Annotated in this window: 17 protein-coding genes, 2 tRNA genes and 1 pseudogene; 17 read left to right on the top strand and 3 right to left on the bottom strand. The window is 42.7% G+C overall.

Going from position 1 to position 21,400, the window contains the following annotated elements:
- The first annotated feature begins 193 nt into the window (after window positions 1-193).
- Window positions 194-1,036 (top strand): magnesium transporter, encoded by an 843-nt coding sequence (locus CHJ_RS11770; RefSeq protein WP_171751308.1) that lies wholly within the window; start codon window positions 194-196, stop codon window positions 1,034-1,036.
- Here CHJ_RS11770 and dacB read toward each other — a convergent pair.
- Together dacB and CHJ_RS11760 are read right to left on the bottom strand one after the other, a co-directional pair.
- Entirely contained in the window at window positions 1,002-2,405 is a 1,404-nt protein-coding gene (gene dacB, locus CHJ_RS11765; protein WP_317917737.1) for a serine-type D-Ala-D-Ala carboxypeptidase, read from the bottom strand. The genes CHJ_RS11770 and dacB overlap by 35 nt on opposite strands.
- 317 nt (window positions 2,406-2,722) lie before the next feature.
- Window positions 2,723-3,796 carry a porin gene (locus CHJ_RS11760; RefSeq protein WP_317917736.1) on the bottom strand — a complete coding sequence of 358 codons (1,074 nt, stop codon included), beginning with the start codon at window positions 3,794-3,796 and terminating at the stop codon, window positions 2,723-2,725.
- Window positions 3,797-4,292: 496 nt separating this feature from the next.
- Here CHJ_RS11760 and greA point away from each other — a divergent pair, with 496 nt between their 5' ends.
- Entirely contained in the window at window positions 4,293-4,766 is a 474-nt protein-coding gene (gene greA / locus CHJ_RS11755) for a transcription elongation factor GreA (protein WP_171751311.1), read from the top strand.
- A gap of 68 nt (window positions 4,767-4,834) precedes the next feature.
- On the opposite strand, the gene yhbY is transcribed toward greA, so the two are convergent.
- A complete protein-coding gene (yhbY, locus tag CHJ_RS11750; RefSeq protein WP_171751312.1) occupies window positions 4,835-5,131 on the bottom strand; it encodes a ribosome assembly RNA-binding protein YhbY in 297 nt (98 codons plus the stop codon).
- 174 nt (window positions 5,132-5,305) lie between these two features.
- On the opposite strand from yhbY, the pseudogene rlmE reads away from it, so the two are divergent.
- From rlmE to nlpI, 15 genes and pseudogenes are all read left to right on the top strand, one after another.
- Window positions 5,306-5,938, top strand: a pseudogene (rlmE, locus tag CHJ_RS11745) (23S rRNA (uridine(2552)-2'-O)-methyltransferase RlmE).
- A gap of 76 nt (window positions 5,939-6,014) precedes the next feature.
- Window positions 6,015-8,006: an ATP-dependent zinc metalloprotease FtsH gene (ftsH, locus tag CHJ_RS11740; RefSeq protein WP_171751313.1), complete on the top strand. Its 1,992-nt coding sequence runs from the start codon at window positions 6,015-6,017 to the stop codon at window positions 8,004-8,006.
- 56 nt (window positions 8,007-8,062) lie between these two features.
- Entirely contained in the window at window positions 8,063-8,896 is an 834-nt protein-coding gene (gene folP / locus CHJ_RS11735) for a dihydropteroate synthase (RefSeq protein WP_317918117.1), read from the top strand.
- 13 nt (window positions 8,897-8,909) lie between these two features.
- Window positions 8,910-10,247 (top strand): phosphoglucosamine mutase, encoded by a 1,338-nt coding sequence (gene glmM, locus CHJ_RS11730; RefSeq protein ID WP_171751314.1) that lies wholly within the window; start codon window positions 8,910-8,912, stop codon window positions 10,245-10,247.
- Between the two features lie 254 nt (window positions 10,248-10,501).
- Window positions 10,502-10,840 carry a preprotein translocase subunit SecG gene (gene secG, locus CHJ_RS11725; protein WP_171751315.1) on the top strand — a complete coding sequence of 113 codons (339 nt, stop codon included), beginning with the start codon at window positions 10,502-10,504 and terminating at the stop codon, window positions 10,838-10,840.
- Between the two features lie 16 nt (window positions 10,841-10,856).
- Window positions 10,857-10,941, top strand: a tRNA-Leu gene (locus CHJ_RS11720).
- 86 nt (window positions 10,942-11,027) lie between these two features.
- Window positions 11,028-11,104: transfer RNA gene (locus CHJ_RS11715), tRNA-Met, on the top strand.
- A gap of 236 nt (window positions 11,105-11,340) precedes the next feature.
- On the top strand, window positions 11,341-11,796 hold the full coding sequence (gene rimP / locus CHJ_RS11710) for a ribosome maturation factor RimP (RefSeq protein ID WP_171751316.1): 456 nt from the start codon (window positions 11,341-11,343) through the stop codon (window positions 11,794-11,796).
- 37 nt (window positions 11,797-11,833) lie between these two features.
- Complete coding sequence (gene nusA / locus CHJ_RS11705) at window positions 11,834-13,321, top strand: transcription termination factor NusA (RefSeq protein ID WP_171751317.1); 1,488 nt, start codon at window positions 11,834-11,836, stop codon at window positions 13,319-13,321.
- 21 nt (window positions 13,322-13,342) lie between these two features.
- Window positions 13,343-16,039: a translation initiation factor IF-2 gene (gene infB / locus CHJ_RS11700; RefSeq protein WP_317917735.1), complete on the top strand. Its 2,697-nt coding sequence runs from the start codon at window positions 13,343-13,345 to the stop codon at window positions 16,037-16,039.
- Between the two features lie 108 nt (window positions 16,040-16,147).
- Window positions 16,148-16,543, top strand: a complete 396-nt coding sequence (rbfA, locus tag CHJ_RS11695; RefSeq protein WP_171751319.1) for a 30S ribosome-binding factor RbfA — start codon at window positions 16,148-16,150, stop codon at window positions 16,541-16,543.
- A complete protein-coding gene (gene truB / locus CHJ_RS11690) occupies window positions 16,543-17,499 on the top strand; it encodes a tRNA pseudouridine(55) synthase TruB (protein ID WP_171751320.1) in 957 nt (318 codons plus the stop codon). Before rbfA ends, truB begins: the two co-directional genes overlap by 1 nt.
- A gap of 108 nt (window positions 17,500-17,607) precedes the next feature.
- Window positions 17,608-17,877: a 30S ribosomal protein S15 gene (gene rpsO, locus CHJ_RS11685; RefSeq protein ID WP_317917734.1), complete on the top strand. Its 270-nt coding sequence runs from the start codon at window positions 17,608-17,610 to the stop codon at window positions 17,875-17,877.
- A 375-nt stretch (window positions 17,878-18,252) separates the two neighbouring features.
- On the top strand, window positions 18,253-20,379 hold the full coding sequence (pnp, locus tag CHJ_RS11680; RefSeq protein ID WP_171751322.1) for a polyribonucleotide nucleotidyltransferase: 2,127 nt from the start codon (window positions 18,253-18,255) through the stop codon (window positions 20,377-20,379).
- A gap of 98 nt (window positions 20,380-20,477) precedes the next feature.
- The gene (gene nlpI, locus CHJ_RS11675) at window positions 20,478-21,368 is read left to right on the top strand and encodes a lipoprotein NlpI (protein ID WP_317917733.1); all 891 of its coding nucleotides are present in this window, start codon (window positions 20,478-20,480) and stop codon (window positions 21,366-21,368) included.
- Window positions 21,369-21,400: the final 32 nt, after the last annotated feature.

The following is a 21,400-nucleotide window of genomic DNA, read 5'->3' as shown; positions in this document are numbered from 1 at the left end:
TATGAAGGGAGAAAAATAGCCCGTTAGGTATTGTTGCACTCCGCTTCTGCCTTCCGGTAGAAGAACTACGTTTCAAACTCTTCTTTTTTTTCTCCTATTTCCTGCTCAGTGAAATATAAGCATAACTGTTTAATAAACAGTTGGGTGCTTTTCGCTTGATGGTCGTTACCAACAGCCAATCGGGAGATTTGCCATGACGGTAATGAACAATATATTCATTGAAACTGCTTGCCCATATTCAAATGATGAAATAGGGGCAGCGAAAAATGCTTTTCTTAAGTATGAAGAGCAACAGCAAGTACATTTACTCTCAGTGATGCCTATAGAGCAAGCTGTAGGGATATTGGAAAACTGTTCTGTCAATTATGTACAACATCTTATTCAACAATTAGAACTCACTGGGTTTGATAAACGCGCTCGTCATTATGCCCATCAATTAGGTTTTATCCGCTCTGAAGCCGAAACGGCAAAAGGGTATTTGACCACTGGTGTGCTGGAGCATGTTAAGCAGCGGGTTGGCTGGATTGTGATGTTGGCATTGTTGGGTATTGTATCTGGAATGATCATTGCCCAATATGAAGACACACTTAATCAGTTAATACTATTGGCGGTTTATATGCCTGTCATTGCGGCTGCAGGCGGCAATACGGGATCGCAAGCTGCAACCTTAGTGATCCGAGCATTAGCAACAGGAGAGCTTAAAAAGCGGCAGTGGTTGAATGTTTTTTGGAAAGAGAGCCGTATCGCTGTTTGCTTAGCGCTTGTGGTGGCGGTTGTTATTATTGGTCGAGTGCTCTTTTTCAATCAAAGTACGGTAAATGGCTTTGACATTGATAGTATTGCGATATCAATTGCTGTGGCGTTATTTATTCAGGTGGTTATATCTACGGTAATTGGTGGTTTATTGCCGATACTTGCGCGAGCATGCAAGCTCGACCCTGCGGTATTAGTGAGCCCTGTGCTTGCCTCTGTAGTGGATATTTCCGGCATATGGATCTACTTTACTGTAGCGAACCACTTCTTAGGTTTAAATTAACCAAGTCGTTAAAAAAGTGCTTTTCAAACTGAAAAATGGGAGGGGTGATGCTTGCGTCACTCTCTCTTTTATCTATGTAGTAGTCGGTAATAAACTGTACAAATGTCCCTTTGGGCTGACCTGTTTTATCAAGCATATAGCCTGCCATATTGTAGCTTCCATAAAGAGAGCCACTTTTGGCTTGTAATTGCCCTTTTATGGGGGCTTTTCGCATGCTTTGTCGATACTTAAGGGTGCCACTCTCTCCCGCAATAGGAAGCAGCTGCAACAAATCAAGTTCTTTGTCGTTTTTCCAAATGTAATTGAGAACCTGACTCATATCACTGACAGTCATACGGTTGTTTCTAGATAATCCAGAGCCATCCGCTAGCTGTGCATCGTTTAAATTTATGTTGGTTTTACTATAGATGATCTGCTTAATAGCTTCTGTCCCATTAGTAAAGCTACCTGCTTGGACAAAAAAGCGCTTGCCCATCGTTTTGGTTAAGTTATCGGCAATTAAGTTATTGGATTTTTTCAACATAATACTTAAAAGTTCAGGCAAAGGCTTTGAGTGATGAGTCGCGATAATGTCACCCGTAGTGCTACTTTTTACTAATATCTCGCCAGATAAACGAATATTGTATTTGTACATTAAGCGCTTAATTGTTGCGATGGTATACATGCTGGTATCCTGCACGGCAAATTTTAGCGGTAACGGTTTTTTTCGTTCAGTCATACAACCTGAAAGTAAATAATGGTTATTGTTCGACGTGGTTAATTCAAGATCGCACTGTTGCTCTTTCATTTCGGTTTTAGAGACCGTTGAGGTTGTTGATGTGACAACAATAGGTTGATGAGCAGGAACGTGAACCCGAGTCGAACCATTTTTTTTGCTGTAAATAGACGCTTGAACACAGTTGCTATCGAGGGTAATGGCACTAGCGGGAGCACTATAGCAAACACCTAAAATATCCCATGGCCAACCGACACCTCGCTCGTAACCGGTAAATGCACTGTTATCTAACAGCAGGTTTCCTTTTATCTCTTTGCTTCCTTGAGAGGAAAACTGCAAGAAAAGCGCATCAAGATCATCACTGGTGAGTGTGGGGTCGCCAGAGAAGCGAATAACAACGTCACTGTTGTGACGCTCTATCTGAGTCGCAAATCGAAAGTTATCGCCTAGTTCAAGCTTAGCGGCTAAAGCCGTCACTATTTTAAGAGTACTTGCAGGTGGAAAGAGTTGTTGGTCATTAATACTTAGTTGTTGCTGATTATTGGCGATAACAGATAGACCTACGCGGCTACCCTGCGGAAGGTAACTTAATGGGAAATAGGCGAATACTTGGAATGAGAAAACAGACAGTAGTATTAATAATAGACGTCGCATACTGAAACTAAGGTAACTAGACATGAGTACCAGTATAACCACAATTTACCCTATCAGGCTCCTTTCTAATCACATAAATCTGTCGGAACGGTGGTTAATTTGTTTAATAGTTAGAGTTTGTCCAGTCGCTGTGGACTTTTCGCCTGTATTTATCAGTTTTTAGTTGCTGTTAACTGTAAGGCTGTCGCTGTGAAGTGTCATCTTTTAGACGGAGCGGAGAAGTTGCTCTGTTTAGGTTGTTTATATGGTAAAAAGGCTCGCGTAAACGCGAGCCTTTTGGTTATCTAGACTGCTAAATGAATAGCAAGGTTTGATAATTAGAAGTCGTAACGTAGACCTAGAGCCATTTCGTTCTCTGCTGCAATTTCACCAATCGCTGATGAAGCTACAACGTCATCTTTATCCATTAGGTTAAAGTTGTAAGAAGCGTATGCACGGAAGTTAGGCTTGAAGTAGTATGTTGCATCTACAGCAATGTTATCTGCAGTTGTGTAACCATCAGTTTCTGCTGTGTTATACGTTGAGGTAAATACCCACTGGTTAAGGTTGTAGGCAACGGCTGCTTCAACACCACGATAATCTTGAATACCCGAGAAGTGATCGTTTAGGCCACTAGTGTTGTTGTACTGATCGCTATCAAAGTCTTTTTCACCGTCAGTAAAGTTACCAGCAATATAGAAGCCGCCAATACGGTATGATGCTGCTAGCATATACTCATTGCTCTTATCTTGCTCAGCATAACCACCACCTAGTTTTACACCACTGTCGCCAATAGAGTAAATGGCAGATAGTGAGTAGCCATCCGCTGCATTTTCAGTGAACTCGCCTGAAGGATCATTGTCAATGCGGTCTGCGAAGCGGTAGCTTGCTTTTAGGTCGAAATCGCTAAATTGGCCTTTATAGGTCAGCATATTGTCAGCACGGTCTGCTGCGTTGATTTTGTCTGCTGCAGAGTTACCGTGGTAAGCCATGATATCGGTAAAGTCAGTGATAACACCTAGTGCACCATCGTTTTTACCGTAAGTAAGTTCACCATAAGTACCACCAATACCTGCGTACGCATAACGGTTTGTTAGCGAGTCGCTGTTACTGTCAGTTGCACCGCCGTTGTCGGCAGTTGTGAATTCACCTTCGTAGAAACCAACACCATATAGGCCGTCAGTAATCTGTGTCTTACCCAAGAAATTTAGACGAACGCGAGAGTTATCTGCAGCTTTGCCATCTTTTAAAGACATGCGAGCTTCAGCACGACCACCGATTTCCAACGAGTTTCCATTTGAGCTGTAAACTGTTGTACCTTCGATGCTTCCATCTTGTTTGCCGTCAGAAGCATTTGCTCCAGTAGCAACTACTGCTGCTGATACTGCTAAAGCTAAAAATGTTTTTTTCATTGTGTTATTCCTAATCTACTGTGACTTACTGTTGTTATTCACGATTATTGAAAAATGCGAAAATTAATTTCGTGTAAATACTTATTGCTTCGAAATCGAATGGAACAGCATTTTTCCGGTAACCACTTTGTACCGTTAAAGTTCCTAATCTCGTTAGTAAAATGATATAAAAGGCGTTATCGAACATTGTTTTTTATGTTTTTTATATGGATTAACTTATTGAAATATAAAGGTTTGAATGCTTTTCTAAGTGAAGGGTGAAAATAGAGAAATTTAGTTTTTTTTAGATGATTAATGTGGCGAAAATATTTGCTTTATGCTGATTGAAATGAGGATTGAGAGATTTTTGTGATACAAAACGTGATTAATGATGACCAAGCTCGAATCTTTGTTTACACTAGACTAAATTATTACCCATTCTATCTTCCCGACTCAGCAACGCCCTGAGCGGGTTTATTTTGTCCAAAGTAAATATTGGATGTAGAGGTTTTTTACAATGGAAAAAGTCCCAATGACTGTTCGTGGCGAAAAAAAGCTACGAGATGAACTTGATGTGTTACTAAAGCGTCGTCCGCTTATTTCTGAAGCGATTGCTGAAGCGAGAGAGCTTGGTGATCTAAAAGAAAATGCGGAATATCATGCGGCTCGTGAAGAGCAAGGTATCTGTGAAGCACAAATTCGTGATATCGAATATAAGCTATCTGTTGCTCAGGTAATTGATGTTACTAAGATGGATAACAGTGGCAAAATTATATTTGGTACTACTGTTACTTTGATTGATCTGGATACCGATGCTGAATCGACTTACCAAATTGTTGGTGATGATGAAGCAGAAATTAAAGCGGGTCGTATTTCGGTAAGTTCGCCTATTGCCCGTGGATTAATTGGTAAGATGGAAGGGGATGAAGTTGCTATTTCAACTCCTGGCGGTGACAAAGATTACGAAATCGACAAGGTTGAGTATATCTAAGCAAATGTCAGATTATCACAATAAAAAAAGACCACGAAAGTGGTCTTTTTTTATTGTTAGACATCCTGCTATTTTCTAGGGATCTCGATTTTACGCTGTTCCGACTGACGGTATAGAACCAGTACTTTACCAATGGTTTGTACTTTTTCTGCGCCAGTTTCACGAACAATCGCATCAATAATAAGTAGTTTCGTTTCTCTATCTTCAGAGGCAACTTTTATTTTGATTAACTCGTGGTGGTCAAGAGCAATTTCAATTTCCGCTAGTACAGCTTCTGTTAGTCCGTTAGCGCCCATTAGCACGACAGGTTTCAGGTTGTGTGCTAGGCCTTTAAGATGCTGTTTTTGTTTGGTGCTTAGTTTCATTACGCGGCCAATTATATTTAAGTAGATGGAAGTTATTATCTTTTACTATAATAAAATTTAAAAGATATACAGTTTCTAGGGTTGAAAAACTCTATTTTAACGCCATCTAATCACGAAGACTATATTTTCTACCATACTTTATTTGATGAGCTATCATCATCTACTAAGATGAGAATGAGTAAACAGATACATTCTGCAAGTTCAGGGCGCTGGCTTAAAGAGCATTTCGGTGATAAATATGTCAGCGAAGCTAAGAGAAAAGGCTGTCGATCTCGCGTAATTTTTAAAGTTGCATGAGTTGTTTGCAGAAAGATAAACGTCTTAAACCGGATATGTCGGTTGTTGACTTGGGAGCGGCTCTAGCAGAGTGTTCACAATACGCAGCCCTGATAGTCGGTGATGAAGGTCAAGTTATTGTGTGTGATATTTTACCCCATAGACTCAATCACTGGGGTGAGTTTCCAGCAAGGTGACTTTCGTGAAGATGCTGTGTTAGAAGCTTTGTTAGAAACAACTCAACCCGATAGTGGTTGATATTGTTATCTCTGATAAGGCACCTAAGATGGCAGGGGAATTGTCGGTAAATCAACCAAGCGCTATATATTTAGTCGAACTTGCGTTGGATATGTGTCGACAAGTTCTAGCTAGCGATGTTAGTTTTGTGGTTGAGGTATTCCAAGGTGAAGGCTTTGATCAATACGTTAAGATGTACGCGAGCTATGTAAAGTCGTGAAAATTTGAAAGCCGGATTCATCCAGAGCACGTTCTAAAGAAGTTTATATCGTTGCAAAGGGTTATAAAGGTTAACACTACACTGTAGCTACAGTGAAAAAACTGTAGTACTCTACTTTTAATTACAATTAGTTATCGAGGGGCTGACACCTTGAGTGACATGGCAAAAAATTTAATTCTGTGGCTGGTAATCGCTGTTGTCTTGATGTCGGTGTTCCAGAGTTTTGGACCTGGAGAAAGTAACGGCAGAACAGTCGATTACACCACATTTGTACAAGAAGTTGGTCAAGGCCAAATTCGTGAAGCGCAATTCAACGATAAGGAAATCGTATTCTATCGTCGTGATAACTCACGCTACGTAACGTATATGCCTTTCTATGACGTGAAGCTGCTTGATGATCTGATCAATAAAAACGTAAAAGTTCAAGGTTCACCACCTGAAGAGCAAAGTTTATTAGGAACGATATTTATCTCTTGGTTCCCAATGATTCTGCTTATTGGCGTATGGATATTCTTTATGCGTCAAATGCAAGGAGGTGGCGGAAAAGGCGCGATGTCTTTTGGTAAGAGCAAAGCTCGCATGATGAGCGAAGAGCAGATCAAAACAACCTTTGCTGATGTGGCGGGTTGTGATGAAGCCAAAGAAGACGTAAAAGAACTAGTAGATTACTTACGTGACCCAAGCCGATTCCAAAAGCTGGGAGGCAAAATACCGACTGGTGTCTTGATGGTTGGTCCTCCGGGTACAGGTAAAACCTTGCTTGCTAAAGCAATTGCAGGTGAAGCAAAAGTACCGTTCTTTACTATTTCCGGTTCTGATTTTGTTGAAATGTTCGTTGGTGTTGGTGCATCTCGTGTGCGTGACATGTTCGAACAAGCGAAAAAAGCCGCGCCATGTATCATCTTTATTGATGAAATTGATGCCGTAGGTCGCCAACGTGGTGCTGGTGTTGGTGGTGGTCATGATGAGCGTGAGCAAACTCTAAACCAGATGCTAGTAGAAATGGATGGCTTTGAAGGTAACGAAGGTATTATCGTTATTGCAGCAACCAACCGTCCTGACGTACTTGACCCAGCTCTACTTCGCCCAGGTCGTTTTGACCGTCAAGTAGTGGTTGGTTTACCGGATGTTCGTGGTCGTGAGCAGATTCTAAAAGTACATATGCGCAAAGTGCCTCTATCTGGTGATGTTGAACCATCATTGATTGCACGTGGTACGCCGGGGTTCTCAGGTGCTGATCTAGCAAACCTAGTGAACGAAGCAGCACTGTTTGCTGCACGTGGTAACAAGCGTAATGTATCTATGGTTGAGTTTGAACTTGCTAAAGATAAAATCATGATGGGTGCAGAGCGTCGTTCCATGGTTATGTCTGAAGACACCAAAGAGTCAACTGCATACCATGAAGCTGGGCACGCGATTGTTGGTCGTTTAGTACCAGAACATGATCCTGTATATAAAGTATCTATTATTCCTCGCGGACGTGCATTAGGTGTCACTATGTACTTACCTGAGCAAGATAGAATCAGTATGTCTCGTCAGCATCTGGAATCAATGATTTCCAGCTTGTATGGTGGCCGTTTGGCAGAAGAGATCATCTATGGTGCAGATAAAGTATCTACTGGTGCCTCTAATGATATCGAAAGAGCCACAGATATCGCTCGTAAAATGGTGACTCAGTGGGGCTTCTCTGAGAAGCTTGGTCCGCTTCTTTATGCTGAAGAAGAGGGAGAGGTATTCTTAGGGCGTAGTGTTACTCAAACTAAACATATGTCTGATGATACTGCCAAGCTAATTGATGATGAAATTCGTACGCTAATCGATCGAAACTACAATCGAGCCAAAGAAATTCTTGAGAGTAATATGGACATTATGCATTCCATGAAAGATGCATTAATGAGATATGAAACCATTGATGCTGGTCAGATTGATGACTTGATGGAGCGTAAAGAAGAGATTCGTGAACCTCAGGGTTGGAGCGCAGATGCAGAAGCTAAAGTCGAAAAGGCAAAAGCTGAAGCAAAAGAAGCGATGCAGAAACCTGAAAAACAAGAAGCCAAAGCAGAAACTGAGCAAGAAGAGAAAACTGCTACTGTGAAAACAGAAGAGAAAGCAGAGAGCGATTCTAAAGACAGCGATGCGTAAAGCAATAACTAGATAAGAATAAGACCTCGGCTATGCTGGGGTCTTTTTGTATGCTTATGATAATAAAATCGAAAAATAGAGCGCTTAAACTGGATAAGCCTCAAGTAATGGCCATCTTAAACGTGACGCCAGATTCGTTTTCCGATGGTGGACAGTTTAATAGCGTAGAGCGGGCTGTTGCCCAAGCCGGACGGATGGTCGAAGCTGGTGTCAGCATTATTGATATCGGTGGTGAATCTACTCGTCCCGGAGCTCCCGCTGTCTCTCTTGAACAAGAGCTGAATCGAACGATTGCTGTTATTGGTGCTATTAGAGAAAAGTACGATATCTGGATCTCCATAGATACCAGCAAAGCGGAGGTGATGCGACAGGCAATAGAAGCAGGAGCCGATATGGTTAATGACGTTCGTGCCTTGTCTCAACCGGAAGCATTAGATGTGGTCGCGCATTATCAAGTACCTGCATGCATCATGCACATGCAAGGAGAGCCTGATACCATGCAAATTAATCCCAGCTATAGCAACTTAATTAGCGACGTTAAAGCGTTCTTGCAACAGAGGATAGAAGCGTGTATGGACGCTGGCATTGAGCGTCAACAATTGATTCTTGATCCCGGTTTTGGCTTTGGCAAAACCCTCGAAGACAACTATCAGCTGCTAAATAGCTTTGATAGCTTCGAGACATTTGGTTTGCCTTTGTTGGCAGGGATGTCACGAAAATCAATGCTCTTCAATGTTCTTAACAAGAAACCAGCAGAATGCATGGCAGGCAGTATTGCTTGTGCTACTATCGCTGCAATAAAAGGTGCTCATATTATACGAGTGCATGATTTTGAACAGACAATTGATGCAATGAAAGTTGTAGATATGACGTTAAAGAATAAGAAATAGATAGGAAATAGTTATGTCGAAAAGACGTTATTTTGGTACCGATGGTGTTCGCGGTAAAGTTGGTCAGTATCCTATTACTCCTGATTTTGTGCTGAAATTAGGCTGGGCGGCAGGTCGAGTACTTGCTAAGCAAGGCACACGACAAGTGATTATAGGTAAAGATCCTCGAATCTCTGGTTATATGCTGGAATCGGCATTAGAAGCGGGTCTTGCCGCTGCAGGCTTAAAAGCAACATTAACAGGACCAATGCCAACACCTGCCATTGCTTACTTAACCCAAACTTTTCGTGCTGAAGCGGGTATTGTTATTTCTGCCTCGCATAACCCTTACTATGACAACGGCATCAAATTCTTTTCATCCGAAGGGACAAAATTACCCGACGACGTTGAACTGGCTATAGAAGCTGAATTAGACAAAGAGTTAGTCTGTGTTGACTCTTCCGAGCTAGGTAAAGCGTCTCGTATGGAAGATGCTGCCGGCCGTTATATTGAGTTTTGTAAAAGTACGTTCCCTAAAAATCTAAATCTAGCTAAATTGAAAATAGTGGTTGATTGCGCCAATGGTGCCACTTACCACATTGCACCTGCGGTTTTTAAAGAATTAGGTGCAGACATCATTGCTATGGGTGTAGAACCAAATGGCACCAACATTAACGCAGGTGTTGGTGCAACTGATGTTAAAGCTCTTCAACAGCGAGTTGTTCAAGAGCAAGGGGATCTCGGTTTAGCATTTGATGGTGATGGTGACCGAATCATAATGGTTGATGCCGAAGGCAACGTGATTGACGGTGACCAAATAGCATACATTATTGCCCGGGATGCTCTTCGTAGAGGGGAACTTAAAGGTGGTGTTGTTGGCACACTAATGACTAATCTGGGTATGGAAAATGGTCTGAAACAGTTAGGCATTCCATTTGTTCGTGCCGCGGTTGGCGACCGTTATGTTATGGAACTACTGAAAGAGAAAGATTGGTTGATTGGTGCCGAAAACTCAGGCCATGTCATCTTACTGGATAAAGTGACCACAGGTGATGCGATCGTCGCAGCATTGCAAGTACTGGCATCGGTAGTTGGCAGCGATATGAGCCTTAAAGAGTTGGCGGAAGGTATGACACTTTATCCACAAGTGTTGGAGAATGTGCGCTTTGCAGGAAGCTCGAACCCTATTGACTCTGATTTAGTAAAAGCTGCTGTAGAGAAAGTAGAAGCGGAGCTGGGTAGTAAAGGCCGTGTGTTATTACGTAAGTCGGGCACGGAGCCTCTTATTCGAGTAATGGTTGAAGGGGAAGACGCTCAACTAGTACAACAATCTGCTCTTGATATCGCCGATGCGGTTAAAGCCTGCTGCTAAACCAGTGTTACACAAGCATATTATTGAGGTGTAGTGCCTCTCTATTTTGAGTGAATACCGTGTCACCAAAGCAATAAAACTGGCTTTTGTTGCTTTAGTGACCGATTAGACGAAATCTTATCGATTTTGCTTTTTTTTACTTGTCAGTATCGAGGCATTCCTATAGTATTGCTCGGCCTTCGATACTGGAGGAAGCTTGTTTTTTCAGTGAAACTGAAATCTCGAGCAAAACGATTAGAAACATAGGTGGAAAAATGACAACCATTCTACTTGTGATTTACCTGTTAGCAGCCGCCGGTTTAATTGGCTTAGTGTTGATTCAACAAGGTAAAGGCGCAGACATGGGAGCTTCATTCGGAGCTGGTGCTTCAAACACAGTGTTTGGCGCTGGTGGCTCAGGTAACTTTTTAACCCGAATGACCGCAATTTGTGCAACAGTATTCTTTGCTGTAGCTTTAGTTTTCGGTAATTTAGCAACACATAAAACCGAATCTGTATGGGTTGATCCTACTCAAGGTGAAGTCGTTCAGGAACAAGTTACAGAAGTACCGAGTGAAATTCCTGCAGAAAAAGGCAGTGAAATTCCTCAGTAAGCGTACCGCTTAAAATGCCGAGATGGTGAAATTGGTAGACACGCTAGCATGAGGTGCTAGTGCCTTAGGGTGTGAGGGTTCAAGTCCCTCTCTCGGCACCATTAAATTATATTGACAAAAAACGTGTTTATAATTTGATGGTAACTTGTAAATCAATCTGTTGAGCGTATAATGCTCGGCAGTCGGACGCGGGGTGGAGCAGCTTGGTAGCTCGTCGGGCTCATAACCCGAAGGTCGTCGGTTCAAATCCGGCCCCCGCAACCATTACTCACTGAGTCTGATTTTCAAGTAATCATAGCTAATGTAGATTTACAGAGTCGCATTAACTATGAGCTAAGTAGATTTGATAAAGCTACTTGGTGTATCAGGGTCCAGCAATAAAAAACCCCGACTATCGGGGTTTTTTATTATCTAATTTTCTGTTTTTGCAGTTTATTAGGTATTTTTGCTTGGAATTTAGATTGGGCTCTGAGCCCTTTTTTTGTTTCTGGAGTGGTTAAATGACTGGTTTAGAAAGACAATTAACTGAAATGCTGACATCACCTGTTGAAGCATCAGGATATGAGTTAGTTGGATTAGAGTTTATTCGCGCAGGCGAACACTCAACACTACGTGTATACATAGATAGTGAGAATGGGATTAATGTTGATGATTGTGCAGAAGTAAGTCATCAGGTAAGTGCTGTTCTTGATGTTGAAGATCCCATCTCTGTTGCATACAACTTGGAAGTTTCTTCACCAGGTCTGGAACGACCACTTTTTAAAACTGAACACTATCAACAATTTATTGGTCACGAGGTCAGTGTTGTTCTGAAGATGGCTATGGGTAACCGCCGTAAATGGAAAGGTGTTATCCAATCAACTGATGGTGACACCATCGTTATTGCTGTGGAAGGACAAGATGAAGAATTTGCTTTGAGCAATATTTCAAAAGCCAACCTGATCCCTAAATTTTAGTTCTCCTAGAGAGAAGAACTAGTAAGAGGCTAGATTAATGAACAGAGAAATTTTAGCGGTAGTTGAAGCCGTTTCTAACGAGAAAGCTGTTCCTCGTGAGCGAATTTTTGAAGCGTTAGAAATTGCACTAGCGACTGCGACTAAGAAAAAACACGAAATGGAAATCGAAGTTCGTGTAGAAATCGATCGTAAAACAGGTAATTTTGATACTTTTCGCCGCTGGATGGCTGTTGAAGAAGTAGAAAATCCAACAAAAGAGATTTCTATTGAAGCGGCTAAGTATGAAGACGAAACTCTTGAAGTTGGTGATTACGTTGAAGATGACATTGAGTCAGTAACTTTTGACCGCATTACAACACAAACGGCTAAGCAAGTTATTGTACAAAAAGTTCGTGAAGCTGAGCGTGCTCAGATAGTGGAACAATTTATCGATAACGAAGGTGAGCTGGTTACTGGTGCAGTTAAAAAAGTGACTCGTGAATCCATCATTCTTGACCTAGGTAACAATGCAGAAGCTGTGATCATGCGTGATGATCAACTTCCGCGTGAAAACTTCCGTCCAGGTGACCGTATTCGTGGTCTGTTGTATGCCGTTCGCCCTGAAGCGCGTGGTTTCCAACTATTTATTACTCGCTCTAAGCCTGAAATGCTGACTGAACTCTTCCGTATCGAAGTGCCAGAAATTGCAGAAGAGCTGATTGAGCTTAAAGGTGCAGCACGTGATCCAGGCTCTAGAGCTAAAATCGCAGTGAAAACGAACGACCGTCGTATTGACCCTGTGGGTGCATGTGTTGGTATGCGTGGCGCACGTGTTCAAGCTGTATCAGGCGAACTTGGTGGCGAGCGTATTGATATCGTGCTTTGGGACGATAACCCAGCACAGTTTGTTATCAATGCAATGGCTCCAGCGGATGTTGCATCTATCATCGTAGATGAAGACACCAACTCAATGGATATCGCTGTTGAAGCCGATAACCTAGCACAAGCGATTGGCCGTAGTGGTCAGAATGTTCGTCTTGCTTCTCAACTTACCGGTTGGGAACTGAATGTTATGACGGTTGAAGACCTAGCTAAGAAGCACCAAGAAGAGTCTGTTGCCTCTATTGAGAACTTCATGAAGTATCTTGATATCGAGCAAGATTTTGCTGAGCTTTTGGTTGAAGAAGGTTTCTCTACTCTAGAAGAAGTTGCCTACGTTCCAGTAAGCGAGTTACTAGAAGTTGATGGCTTGAACGAAGAGATCGTTGAAGAATTGCGTGGCCGTGCGAAAGACGCACTAACCACACTTGCCTTAGCGCAAGAGGAGTCATTTGAAGGCCTTGAGCCTGCGGAAGATCTACTAGCATTAGAAGGTCTTGAGCGCGAAATGGCATATAAGTTAGCAGCCAAAGGGGTTGTTACACTAGAAGATTTAGCAGACCAAGGTATTGATGACCTAGAAGGTATCGATGACTTATCAGATGAGAGAGCGGGCGAGTTAATTATGGCTGCGCGTAATATCTGTTGGTTTGGTGACGAAGAATAATTTCAGCAAGGAGGTAGCGTAATGACGCAACTTACAGTTAAAGCACTGAGTGATGAAATCGGAACGCCGGTGGAGCGCTTATTAGAACAACTTGCTGATGCTGGGATGAAAAAGACCAGCAAAGACAATGTTACAGATGAAGAAAAGCAACATCTTCTCGCTCACCTTAAAAAAGAGCATGGCGATACGACTGGCGAAGCTCAGCCTACTCGTCTGACACTACAGCGTAAAACTCGCAGCACATTAAGTGTTGCAGCGAGCGGCGGTAAGAGTAAGAATGTACAAGTCGAAGTGCGCAAAAAACGTACATACGTAAAACGTAGCGCCGTTGACGAAGAAGCCAAGCGTGAAGCTGAAGAAGCTGAAAAACGCGAAGCAGAAGAGGCAGCAAAACGTGAAGCGGAAGCAGCAGCAAAACGTGAAGCTGAAGAAAAAGCGAAACGTGATGCAGAAGCAAAACGTCAAGCTGAAGAAAAAGCCAAGCGTGAAGCAGCTGATAAAGCAAAACGTGAAGCTCAAGCAAAAGCAGAGCCAATGACAGATCCTAAAGAAAAAGCGAAACAAGATGAAGCTAAGCGTGAAGCGGATGCTCTTCAACGTCGCCAAGAAGAAGAAGCGAAACGAAAAGCGGAAGAAGAAGCAGCTAAGCTTGTTGAAGAAGCTCGCAAGTTAGCGGAAGAGAACCAAGAACGCTGGTCAGAAGAAGAGAAGAAGAAGAAAGAACGTGAAGAGTCTTCTGATTATCACGTAACCACTTCTACTTATGCGCGTGAAGCAGAAGATGAAGCGGATGCAAAAGCATCGGCGGGTCGTCGCAAGCGTAAAAAGAAAGCGGCTGGTGCAGACAAAGCTGAAAACAACCAAGCTCGCGGTGGTCGAAACCAACGTGGTAAAGGTCGTAAAGGTAAGTTAGCGAAACCAACTTCTATGCAGCACGGTTTTGATAAGTCAGCAACAGTGGCTAAGCAAGATGTTGTGATCGGTGAAACTATCGTTGTTTCTGAACTGGCGAATAAGATGTCAGTTAAAGGAACCGAAGTCATCAAGACCATGATGAAAATGGGCGCTATGGCGACTATTAATCAGGTTATTGACCAAGAAACAGCACAGCTTATTGCTGAAGAAATGGGACACCGTGTTGTTCTACGTAAAGAGAATGAGCTAGAAGAAGCGGTACTGTCTGATCGTGATGACACAGCAGATGCAGTGCCTCGCGCTCCAGTTGTTACTATCATGGGTCACGTTGACCATGGTAAAACATCAACACTTGATTATATCCGTAAAGCACACGTTGCTTCGGGTGAAGCGGGTGGTATTACTCAGCATATCGGTGCTTATCACGTTGAAACTGACAACGGCATGATCACTTTCCTAGATACTCCGGGACACGCCGCGTTTACCGCTATGCGTGCTCGTGGTGCTCAAGCTACCGATATCGTTGTTCTTGTTGTTGCTGCAGATGATGGCGTAATGCCACAAACAATTGAAGCAATCCAGCACGCCAAAGCTGCTGAAGTGCCTCTAATTGTTGCTGTAAACAAGATTGACAAAGAGGGTGCTAACCCTGACAACGTTAAGAATGAGCTTGCTCAATATGACGTTATTCCTGAAGAGTGGGGCGGTGAGAACATGTTTGTTCACATCTCTGCTAAAGAAGGAACCAATGTTGAAGGGTTGCTAGAAACGATTCTTCTACAATCTGAAGTCCTAGAGCTTAAAGCGGTTGCTGATGGTATGGCGTCAGGTGTTGTTGTTGAGTCTCGTCTTGATAAAGGCCGTGGTCCAGTAGCAACGGTTCTTGTTCAGTCTGGTACTTTGAACAAAGGTGACATCTTACTATGTGGTCAAGAGTATGGCCGTGTTCGTGCAATGCGCGATGAAAATGGTAAAGAGATCACTCAAGCAGGCCCATCTATCCCTGTAGAAATCATCGGTCTATCTGGTGTTCCTTCTTCTGGTGATGAAGCGACAGTTGTTCGTGATGAGCGTAAAGCACGTGAAGTAGCGAACTACCGTCAAGGTAAATTCCGTGAAGTGAAACTTGCTCGTCAACAGAAAGCGAAACTTGAAAACATGTTCTCTAACATGGAAGCGGGTGAAGTTGCTGAGTTGAACGTAGTATTGAAAGCTGACGTACAGGGTTCTGTTGAAGCGATTACTGACTCTCTACACAAGCTATCAACTGAAGAAGTGAAAGTAAGTGTGGTTGGTTCAGGTGTTGGTGGTATTACTGAAACTGATGCTGTACTAGCGGCGGCATCTAATGCAATCATCCTTGGCTTCAACGTTCGTGCTGATGCTTCAGCTCGTCGCACTATTGAAGCGGAAAACTTAGATTTACGTTACTACTCCATCATCTACCAATTGATTGATGAAGTGAAACAAGCCATGGGCGGTATGCTTGCGCCAGAATTCAGACAAGAAATCATTGGTCTTGCTGAAGTGCGTGACGTATTTAAGTCACCTAAACTGGGTGCAATCGCAGGTTGTATGGTTACTGAAGGTCTAATTAAGCGCAACAATCCAATTCGTGTTCTTCGTGAAAACGTCGTTATCTACGAAGGTGAGTTGGAATCATTACGTCGCTTTAAAGATGATGTTCAGGAAGTTAAGAACGGTTACGAATGTGGCATCGGCGTGAAGAACTACAACGATGTTCGTGTTGGTGACCAGATTGAAGTATTTGAAGTGGTTGAAATTAAGCGTACGCTTGATTAATCAACATAACTGACATTATCTGCTACACATCTTGTGTATCGGTAATAGGTTGTTAAATACACCATGGGGGGCATAGCGCCCCCCATTCTTTCTATAATGAGAAAAGAAATGTCAAAAGAATTTAGTCGCACACAACGTGTGTCGCAACAGCTACAAAAAGAACTTGCGTTGATTTTGCAACGTGAAGTAAGAGACTCTCGCATTGGTATGGTTACCATTTCAGATGTGGAAGTTTCTCGTGATCTTGCTTACGCAAAAGTATTTGTTACCTTCCTGTGTGTTGGTGAGCAGACTCCAGAGAAAAGCCTTGAGGCGTTAAAAGAGCATGAAACCCATATTCGAATGATTTTGGGTAAGCGTATTCGTCTGCGTTTAACACCAGAGGTTCGCTTTACTTACGATAATACACTTGTTGAAGGTATGCGTATGTCTAACCTTGTAAGTGAAGTGATCAGTGATGATAAGCGTAGAGCGAAAGATTCTGGTCGAGAGGACGAAGAGTAATGGGTCGCAGAGGTCGTCGTAAAGGTCGCCCTGTTGATGGGGTTATTCTTCTAGATAAGCCTACGGGCATAACATCTAATGATGCACTGCAAAAAGTAAAGCGTATCTACTTTGCAGAGAAAGCGGGTCATACCGGCGCGCTTGATCCTCTTGCTACCGGTATGCTTCCTCTCTGCTTTGGTGAAGCGACAAAGTTCTCTCAGTTTCTACTCGATTCCGATAAACGTTATCGGGTTATCGCTAAGCTGGGTGAGCGTACCAACACTTCTGATTCGGATGGTGAAGTGGTGGAAACTCGTGAAGTAAAAGTGGATCGAGGCCAACTCGAACGCTGTATCGCTAAATTCCGCGGTGAAACGGATCAAATTCCTTCTATGTACTCTGCTCTCAAATATCAGGGTAAGCCCCTGTATGAGTATGCAAGGGAAGGTATAGAGGTTCCTCGTGAGTCTCGTAAAATTACCGTTCACAGTATTGAGCTGGTCCGTTTCGAAGGCAGTGAAGTTGAAATGGATGTCCATTGTTCTAAAGGGACCTATATCCGAACTATCGTTGATGACCTTGGTGAAATGCTGGGCTGTGGTGCTCATGTAATTTATCTACGTCGTACTGGTGTATCTAATTATCCCTATGAAAAAATGGTGACATTAGAGCAACTAGAAGCTTTGCTAGAAAAAGCACGAGAAGAAGATATTGCCCCAAGAGAGCTGCTAGACCCATTACTTATGCCAATGGATTCTGCGGTACAAGATCTGCCTGAGGTTAACCTCATAGCTGAACTGACGGATATGATCCAGCATGGACAGCCCGTGCAGGTGTTTGGTGCGCCTTTAGATGGTGTTGTTAGAATGACGAGCGGTGAAGAGAAGACCTTTATCGGCATCGGTGAAATCGATGACGATGGTAGAGTGGCTCCTAAGCGCCTAGTTGTTTTTCGAGATCAAGAGCAGGAGTAAATCCTGCTTGCATTTTATCGGTGAACCCCTTAGAATGCGCGCTCCTCGTGTCGGCTGAATCAGAGATTGGCGGCACAGTGTTAAACTAACTCTTATTAGGAGAGATTTATGTCTCTGAATGCAGAAACAAAAGCAGCTATTGTAGCAGAATATGCACAAGGCGAAGGCGACACAGGTTCACCAGAAGTTCAAGTAGCTCTACTTACAGCTTCTATTAACCACCTACAAGGTCACTTTGCAAACCATAAACAAGATCACCACAGCCGTCGCGGTCTTTTACGTATGGTTTCTCGTCGTCGTAAGCTTCTAGATTACCTTAAAGGTAAAAACCTAGAGCGTTACCAAGACCTAATCAAACGTCTAGGCCTACGTCGCTAAGATAAGTTTGTTGAAGAAGGGAGCTTTTTAGCTCCCTTTTTTTATTATTTATTGCTTAATAATTTGGATGATTACTTATCTAGATTGGTATTAAGTTGGCTTAAGCTAACCCCTTTAAGTTACTTGGGTATACCGTTTAAGTAGTTTATACTATGCAACGTCAATTTTGACCTAAGTAGGTTGAAATGACGCTATCAGAAATTCTTAGTAATACTGTCACAGATGTCGGCCACTTGGTCGCGACTATTACAAATCTATTTAGCAATATTCACTTTAGCTTGAATAGAGTCGATTTGTACTAGTCGCGATGAGTATTGCTTTGAGTTATTAACTCATAATCGAAGCTAATAAATAGCTTTGAAATAAGGAAATATAATGTTCGCGAATCCAGTCGTTAAAACATTTAAGTACGGTAACCACACCGTTACTATCGAAACAGGCGTAATTGCACGTCAAGCTACTGCAGCAGTTATGGTTACTATGGACGATACCGCAGTATTCGTATCGGTTGTAGGTAAAAAAGAAGCGGTAGAAGGTCAAGACTTCTTCCCTCTTACCGTTAACTACCAAGAGCGCACTTATGCAGCAGGTAAAATCCCTGGTGGTTTCTTCAAGCGCGAAGGTCGTCCTTCTGAAGGTGAAACACTAACGGCTCGTCTAATCGACCGCCCAATTCGCCCGCTTTTCCCTGATTCGTTCAAAAACGAAGTACAAGTTATTGCCACAGTAATGTCTGTAAACCCAGATGTTCAACCAGATATGGTAACAATGATCGGTACTTCAGCTGCTCTTGCAATCTCAGGTATTCCGTTTAACGGTCCTATCGGTGCTGCACGTGTAGGTCACATCGATGGTCAGCTTGTTCTTAACCCAAGCAACACTGAACTTGAAACATCTAAGCTTGATCTTGTTGTTTCAGGTACTGAAGGTGCTGTTCTTATGGTTGAGTCTCAAGCAGACAACCTAACAGAAGAAGAGATGCTATCTGCGGTAGTATTTGGTCATGAACAACAACAAGTTGTTATCAATGCCATCAACGAATTCAAAGCTGAAGTTAATACTCCAGCATGGGATTGGGAAGCGCCAGCAGAGAACACAGTTCTAGTAAATAAGATTACTGAACTAGCAGAAGCTAAGCTTGTTGAAGCTTACCAAATCACTGAGAAGATGGCTCGTTACGACCGCATTCATGATATTGCTGCAGAAGTAAACGACGTTCTACTTGCTGAAGATCCGGAAGCAAACAAGAAAGAAATCCACACTATCTTCCACGATTTAGAGAAAACTGTTGTACGTCGTAGCATCATTGCTGGTAACCCACGTATCGATGGTCGTGAGAAAGATATGGTTCGTGCGTTAGACGTACGTACTGGTGTTCTTCCACGTACACACGGTTCATCTCTATTCACTCGTGGTGAAACTCAGGCTATCGTGACTGCTACTCTAGGTACGCAGCGTGATGCTCAAATCATTGATGAGCTAACAGGTGAGCGTAAAGATCACTTCCTACTGCACTACAACTTCCCTCCATACTGTGTAGGTGAAACAGGTTTTGTTGGTTCTCCAAAGCGTCGTGAAATCGGCCACGGTAAACTGGCTAAGCGCGGTATTGCAGCGGTAATGCCTTCTGTTGATGAGTTCCCATACACAGTACGTGTTGTATCGGAAATCACAGAATCTAACGGTTCATCGTCAATGGCGTCTGTATGTGGTACTTCTCTTGCTCTTATGGATGCAGGTGTTCCAATCAAAGCATCTGTTGCGGGTATCGCTATGGGTCTTGTTAAAGAAGGCGACGATTTTGTTGTTCTTTCTGACATCCTTGGTGATGAAGATCACCTAGGTGACATGGACTTTAAAGTAGCGGGTACTAATGACGGTATTACTGCACTTCAAATGGACATCAAGATCGAAGGTATCACTAAAGAGATCATGCAAATTGCTCTTAACCAAGCGCAAGGTGCACGTAAGCACATCCTATCTGTAATGGATGAAGCTATCTCTGGTGCTCGCGAAGATATTTCTGAGTTTGCTCCTCGTATTCATACTATGAAGATTAGCTCAGAGAAGATTAAAGACGTTATCGGTAAAGGTGGTGCAGTTATTCGTTCTCTAACTGAAGAGACTGGCACAACTATTGAAATCGAAGATGACGGCACGATCAAAATCGCCGCTACTGAAGGTGCAGCAGCACAAGAAGCTATTCGTCGTATTGAAGAGATCACTGCAGAAGTTGAAGTTGGTCGTATTTATACGGGTAAAGTAGCACGTCTTGCAGACTTTGGTGCATTCGTTACTATCCTACCGGGTAAAGATGGTTTGGTTCACATTTCTCAAATTGCTGATAAACGTATTGAGAAAGTGGCTGATCACTTGGAAATGGGTCAAGAAGTACAAGTTAAGGTACTAGAAATTGATCGCCAAGGCCGTGTACGTCTAAGTATGAAAGAAGCAGTAGAAAAACCAGCAGAAGAAGCGCCACAAGCACCTGAAGCTGAATAAGATTACTATTGCATCTGTAGCTAATTAGTTACAAAGCGTGTTATAAAGGGGAACAGAAATGTTGCCCTTTTTTTATGGGTCGAAGGAGATATATGTCAGTGAGATGGTTGAAATTCGTTGTGTTTGGTTTGTTAGTTGCTCTTTCAGGTTGTGCATCTATTAACAATCCGACAAGCAGTCAGTGGGTATATCCTCCGATGGCGGTTCCATTACAGGCAAGCATTCAGCAAGAAGTACAGATTGCTCGACTCACTCAACTTTTACAGCGTGAAGACTTATCTAATGATGTGAAAGCGAAAATGTTTTATGAGCGTGGTAGCTACTTTGATGCCGCAGGGTTAAGGGATCTTGCTCGATTGGACTTTAATCAGTCACTAAGTTTAAATCCAGCTCAACCTGATATTTTCAATATGCTAGGTGTTTACTTTACCCAAGTTGGCGAGTTTGATGCCGCCTATGAAGCGTTTGATTCGACATTAGAGTTAGACCCTGACAATCAGTATGCAGAGCGTAATAGAGCCATTGCTTTGTATTACGGTGGCCGTATCGACCTTGCCTTAGAAGAGATTCGCTCTCACTATAATGATGATCCGGGTGACCCATTTAGAGCACTTTGGCTTTATATCATTGAGAGAGAAAAATCTTCTGAAAAAGCCTTTGCCGATCTCAAGCTTCGTTATGATGACCGAAATGACGAATGGGGATGGGTATTGGTGGCAATTATGCTTAACGAAATTACTGAGCAGCAAACTTTTAAAGCGGTGCTTGATGGAACCAGAGACAACGTGATTCTTGCTCAGAGACTAACGGAAAGCTATTTTTACCTAGCGAAGCGTTACCAGTTTGATGGCTTGTATGCGGACTCTATCGCATTATATAAATTGGCATTGTCATTCAATGTCTACGAATATGTAGAGCATCGATACTCCTTCCTTGAGTTGGGACGTATATTTACCAAGGTTCGGGAAGAGCAGCTAGCGGCTGAATAATAGAAATAGCCGAAAGAGTAGAGTGAAGCGCT

Origin of the sequence: Vibrio sp. MACH09 (genome assembly GCF_033238805.1) — a bacterium.
In the GTDB taxonomy this organism is placed as follows: Bacteria; Pseudomonadota; Gammaproteobacteria; order Enterobacterales; family Vibrionaceae; genus Vibrio.
The sequence above is the reverse complement of the archived record's forward strand: the minus strand, read 5'-3'. Positions and strand labels throughout refer to the sequence as shown.

Bases quoted from the DNA above. Each gene is read 5' to 3' on its own strand.
- greA (WP_171751311.1), top strand. From the start codon at position 4,293: ATGGAAAAAGTCCCAATGACTGTTCGTGGCGAAAAAAAGCTACGAGAT.
- infB (WP_317917735.1), top strand. From the start codon at position 13,343: ATGACGCAACTTACAGTTAAAGCACTGAGTGATGAAATCGGAACGCCG.
- rpsO (WP_317917734.1), top strand. From the start codon at position 17,608: ATGTCTCTGAATGCAGAAACAAAAGCAGCTATTGTAGCAGAATATGCA.
- yhbY (WP_171751312.1), bottom strand. From the start codon at position 5,131: ATGAAACTAAGCACCAAACAAAAACAGCATCTTAAAGGCCTAGCACAC.
- truB (WP_171751320.1), top strand. From the start codon at position 16,543: ATGGGTCGCAGAGGTCGTCGTAAAGGTCGCCCTGTTGATGGGGTTATT.
- rbfA (WP_171751319.1), top strand. From the start codon at position 16,148: ATGTCAAAAGAATTTAGTCGCACACAACGTGTGTCGCAACAGCTACAA.
- dacB (WP_317917737.1), bottom strand. From the start codon at position 2,405: ATGCGACGTCTATTATTAATACTACTGTCTGTTTTCTCATTCCAAGTA.
- CHJ_RS11770 (WP_171751308.1), top strand. From the start codon at position 194: ATGACGGTAATGAACAATATATTCATTGAAACTGCTTGCCCATATTCA.
- glmM (WP_171751314.1), top strand. From the start codon at position 8,910: ATGTCGAAAAGACGTTATTTTGGTACCGATGGTGTTCGCGGTAAAGTT.
- secG (WP_171751315.1), top strand. From the start codon at position 10,502: ATGACAACCATTCTACTTGTGATTTACCTGTTAGCAGCCGCCGGTTTA.
- CHJ_RS11760 (WP_317917736.1), bottom strand. From the start codon at position 3,796: ATGAAAAAAACATTTTTAGCTTTAGCAGTATCAGCAGCAGTAGTTGCT.
- rimP (WP_171751316.1), top strand. From the start codon at position 11,341: ATGACTGGTTTAGAAAGACAATTAACTGAAATGCTGACATCACCTGTT.
- folP (WP_317918117.1), top strand. From the start codon at position 8,063: ATGATAATAAAATCGAAAAATAGAGCGCTTAAACTGGATAAGCCTCAA.
- nusA (WP_171751317.1), top strand. From the start codon at position 11,834: ATGAACAGAGAAATTTTAGCGGTAGTTGAAGCCGTTTCTAACGAGAAA.
- pnp (WP_171751322.1), top strand. From the start codon at position 18,253: ATGTTCGCGAATCCAGTCGTTAAAACATTTAAGTACGGTAACCACACC.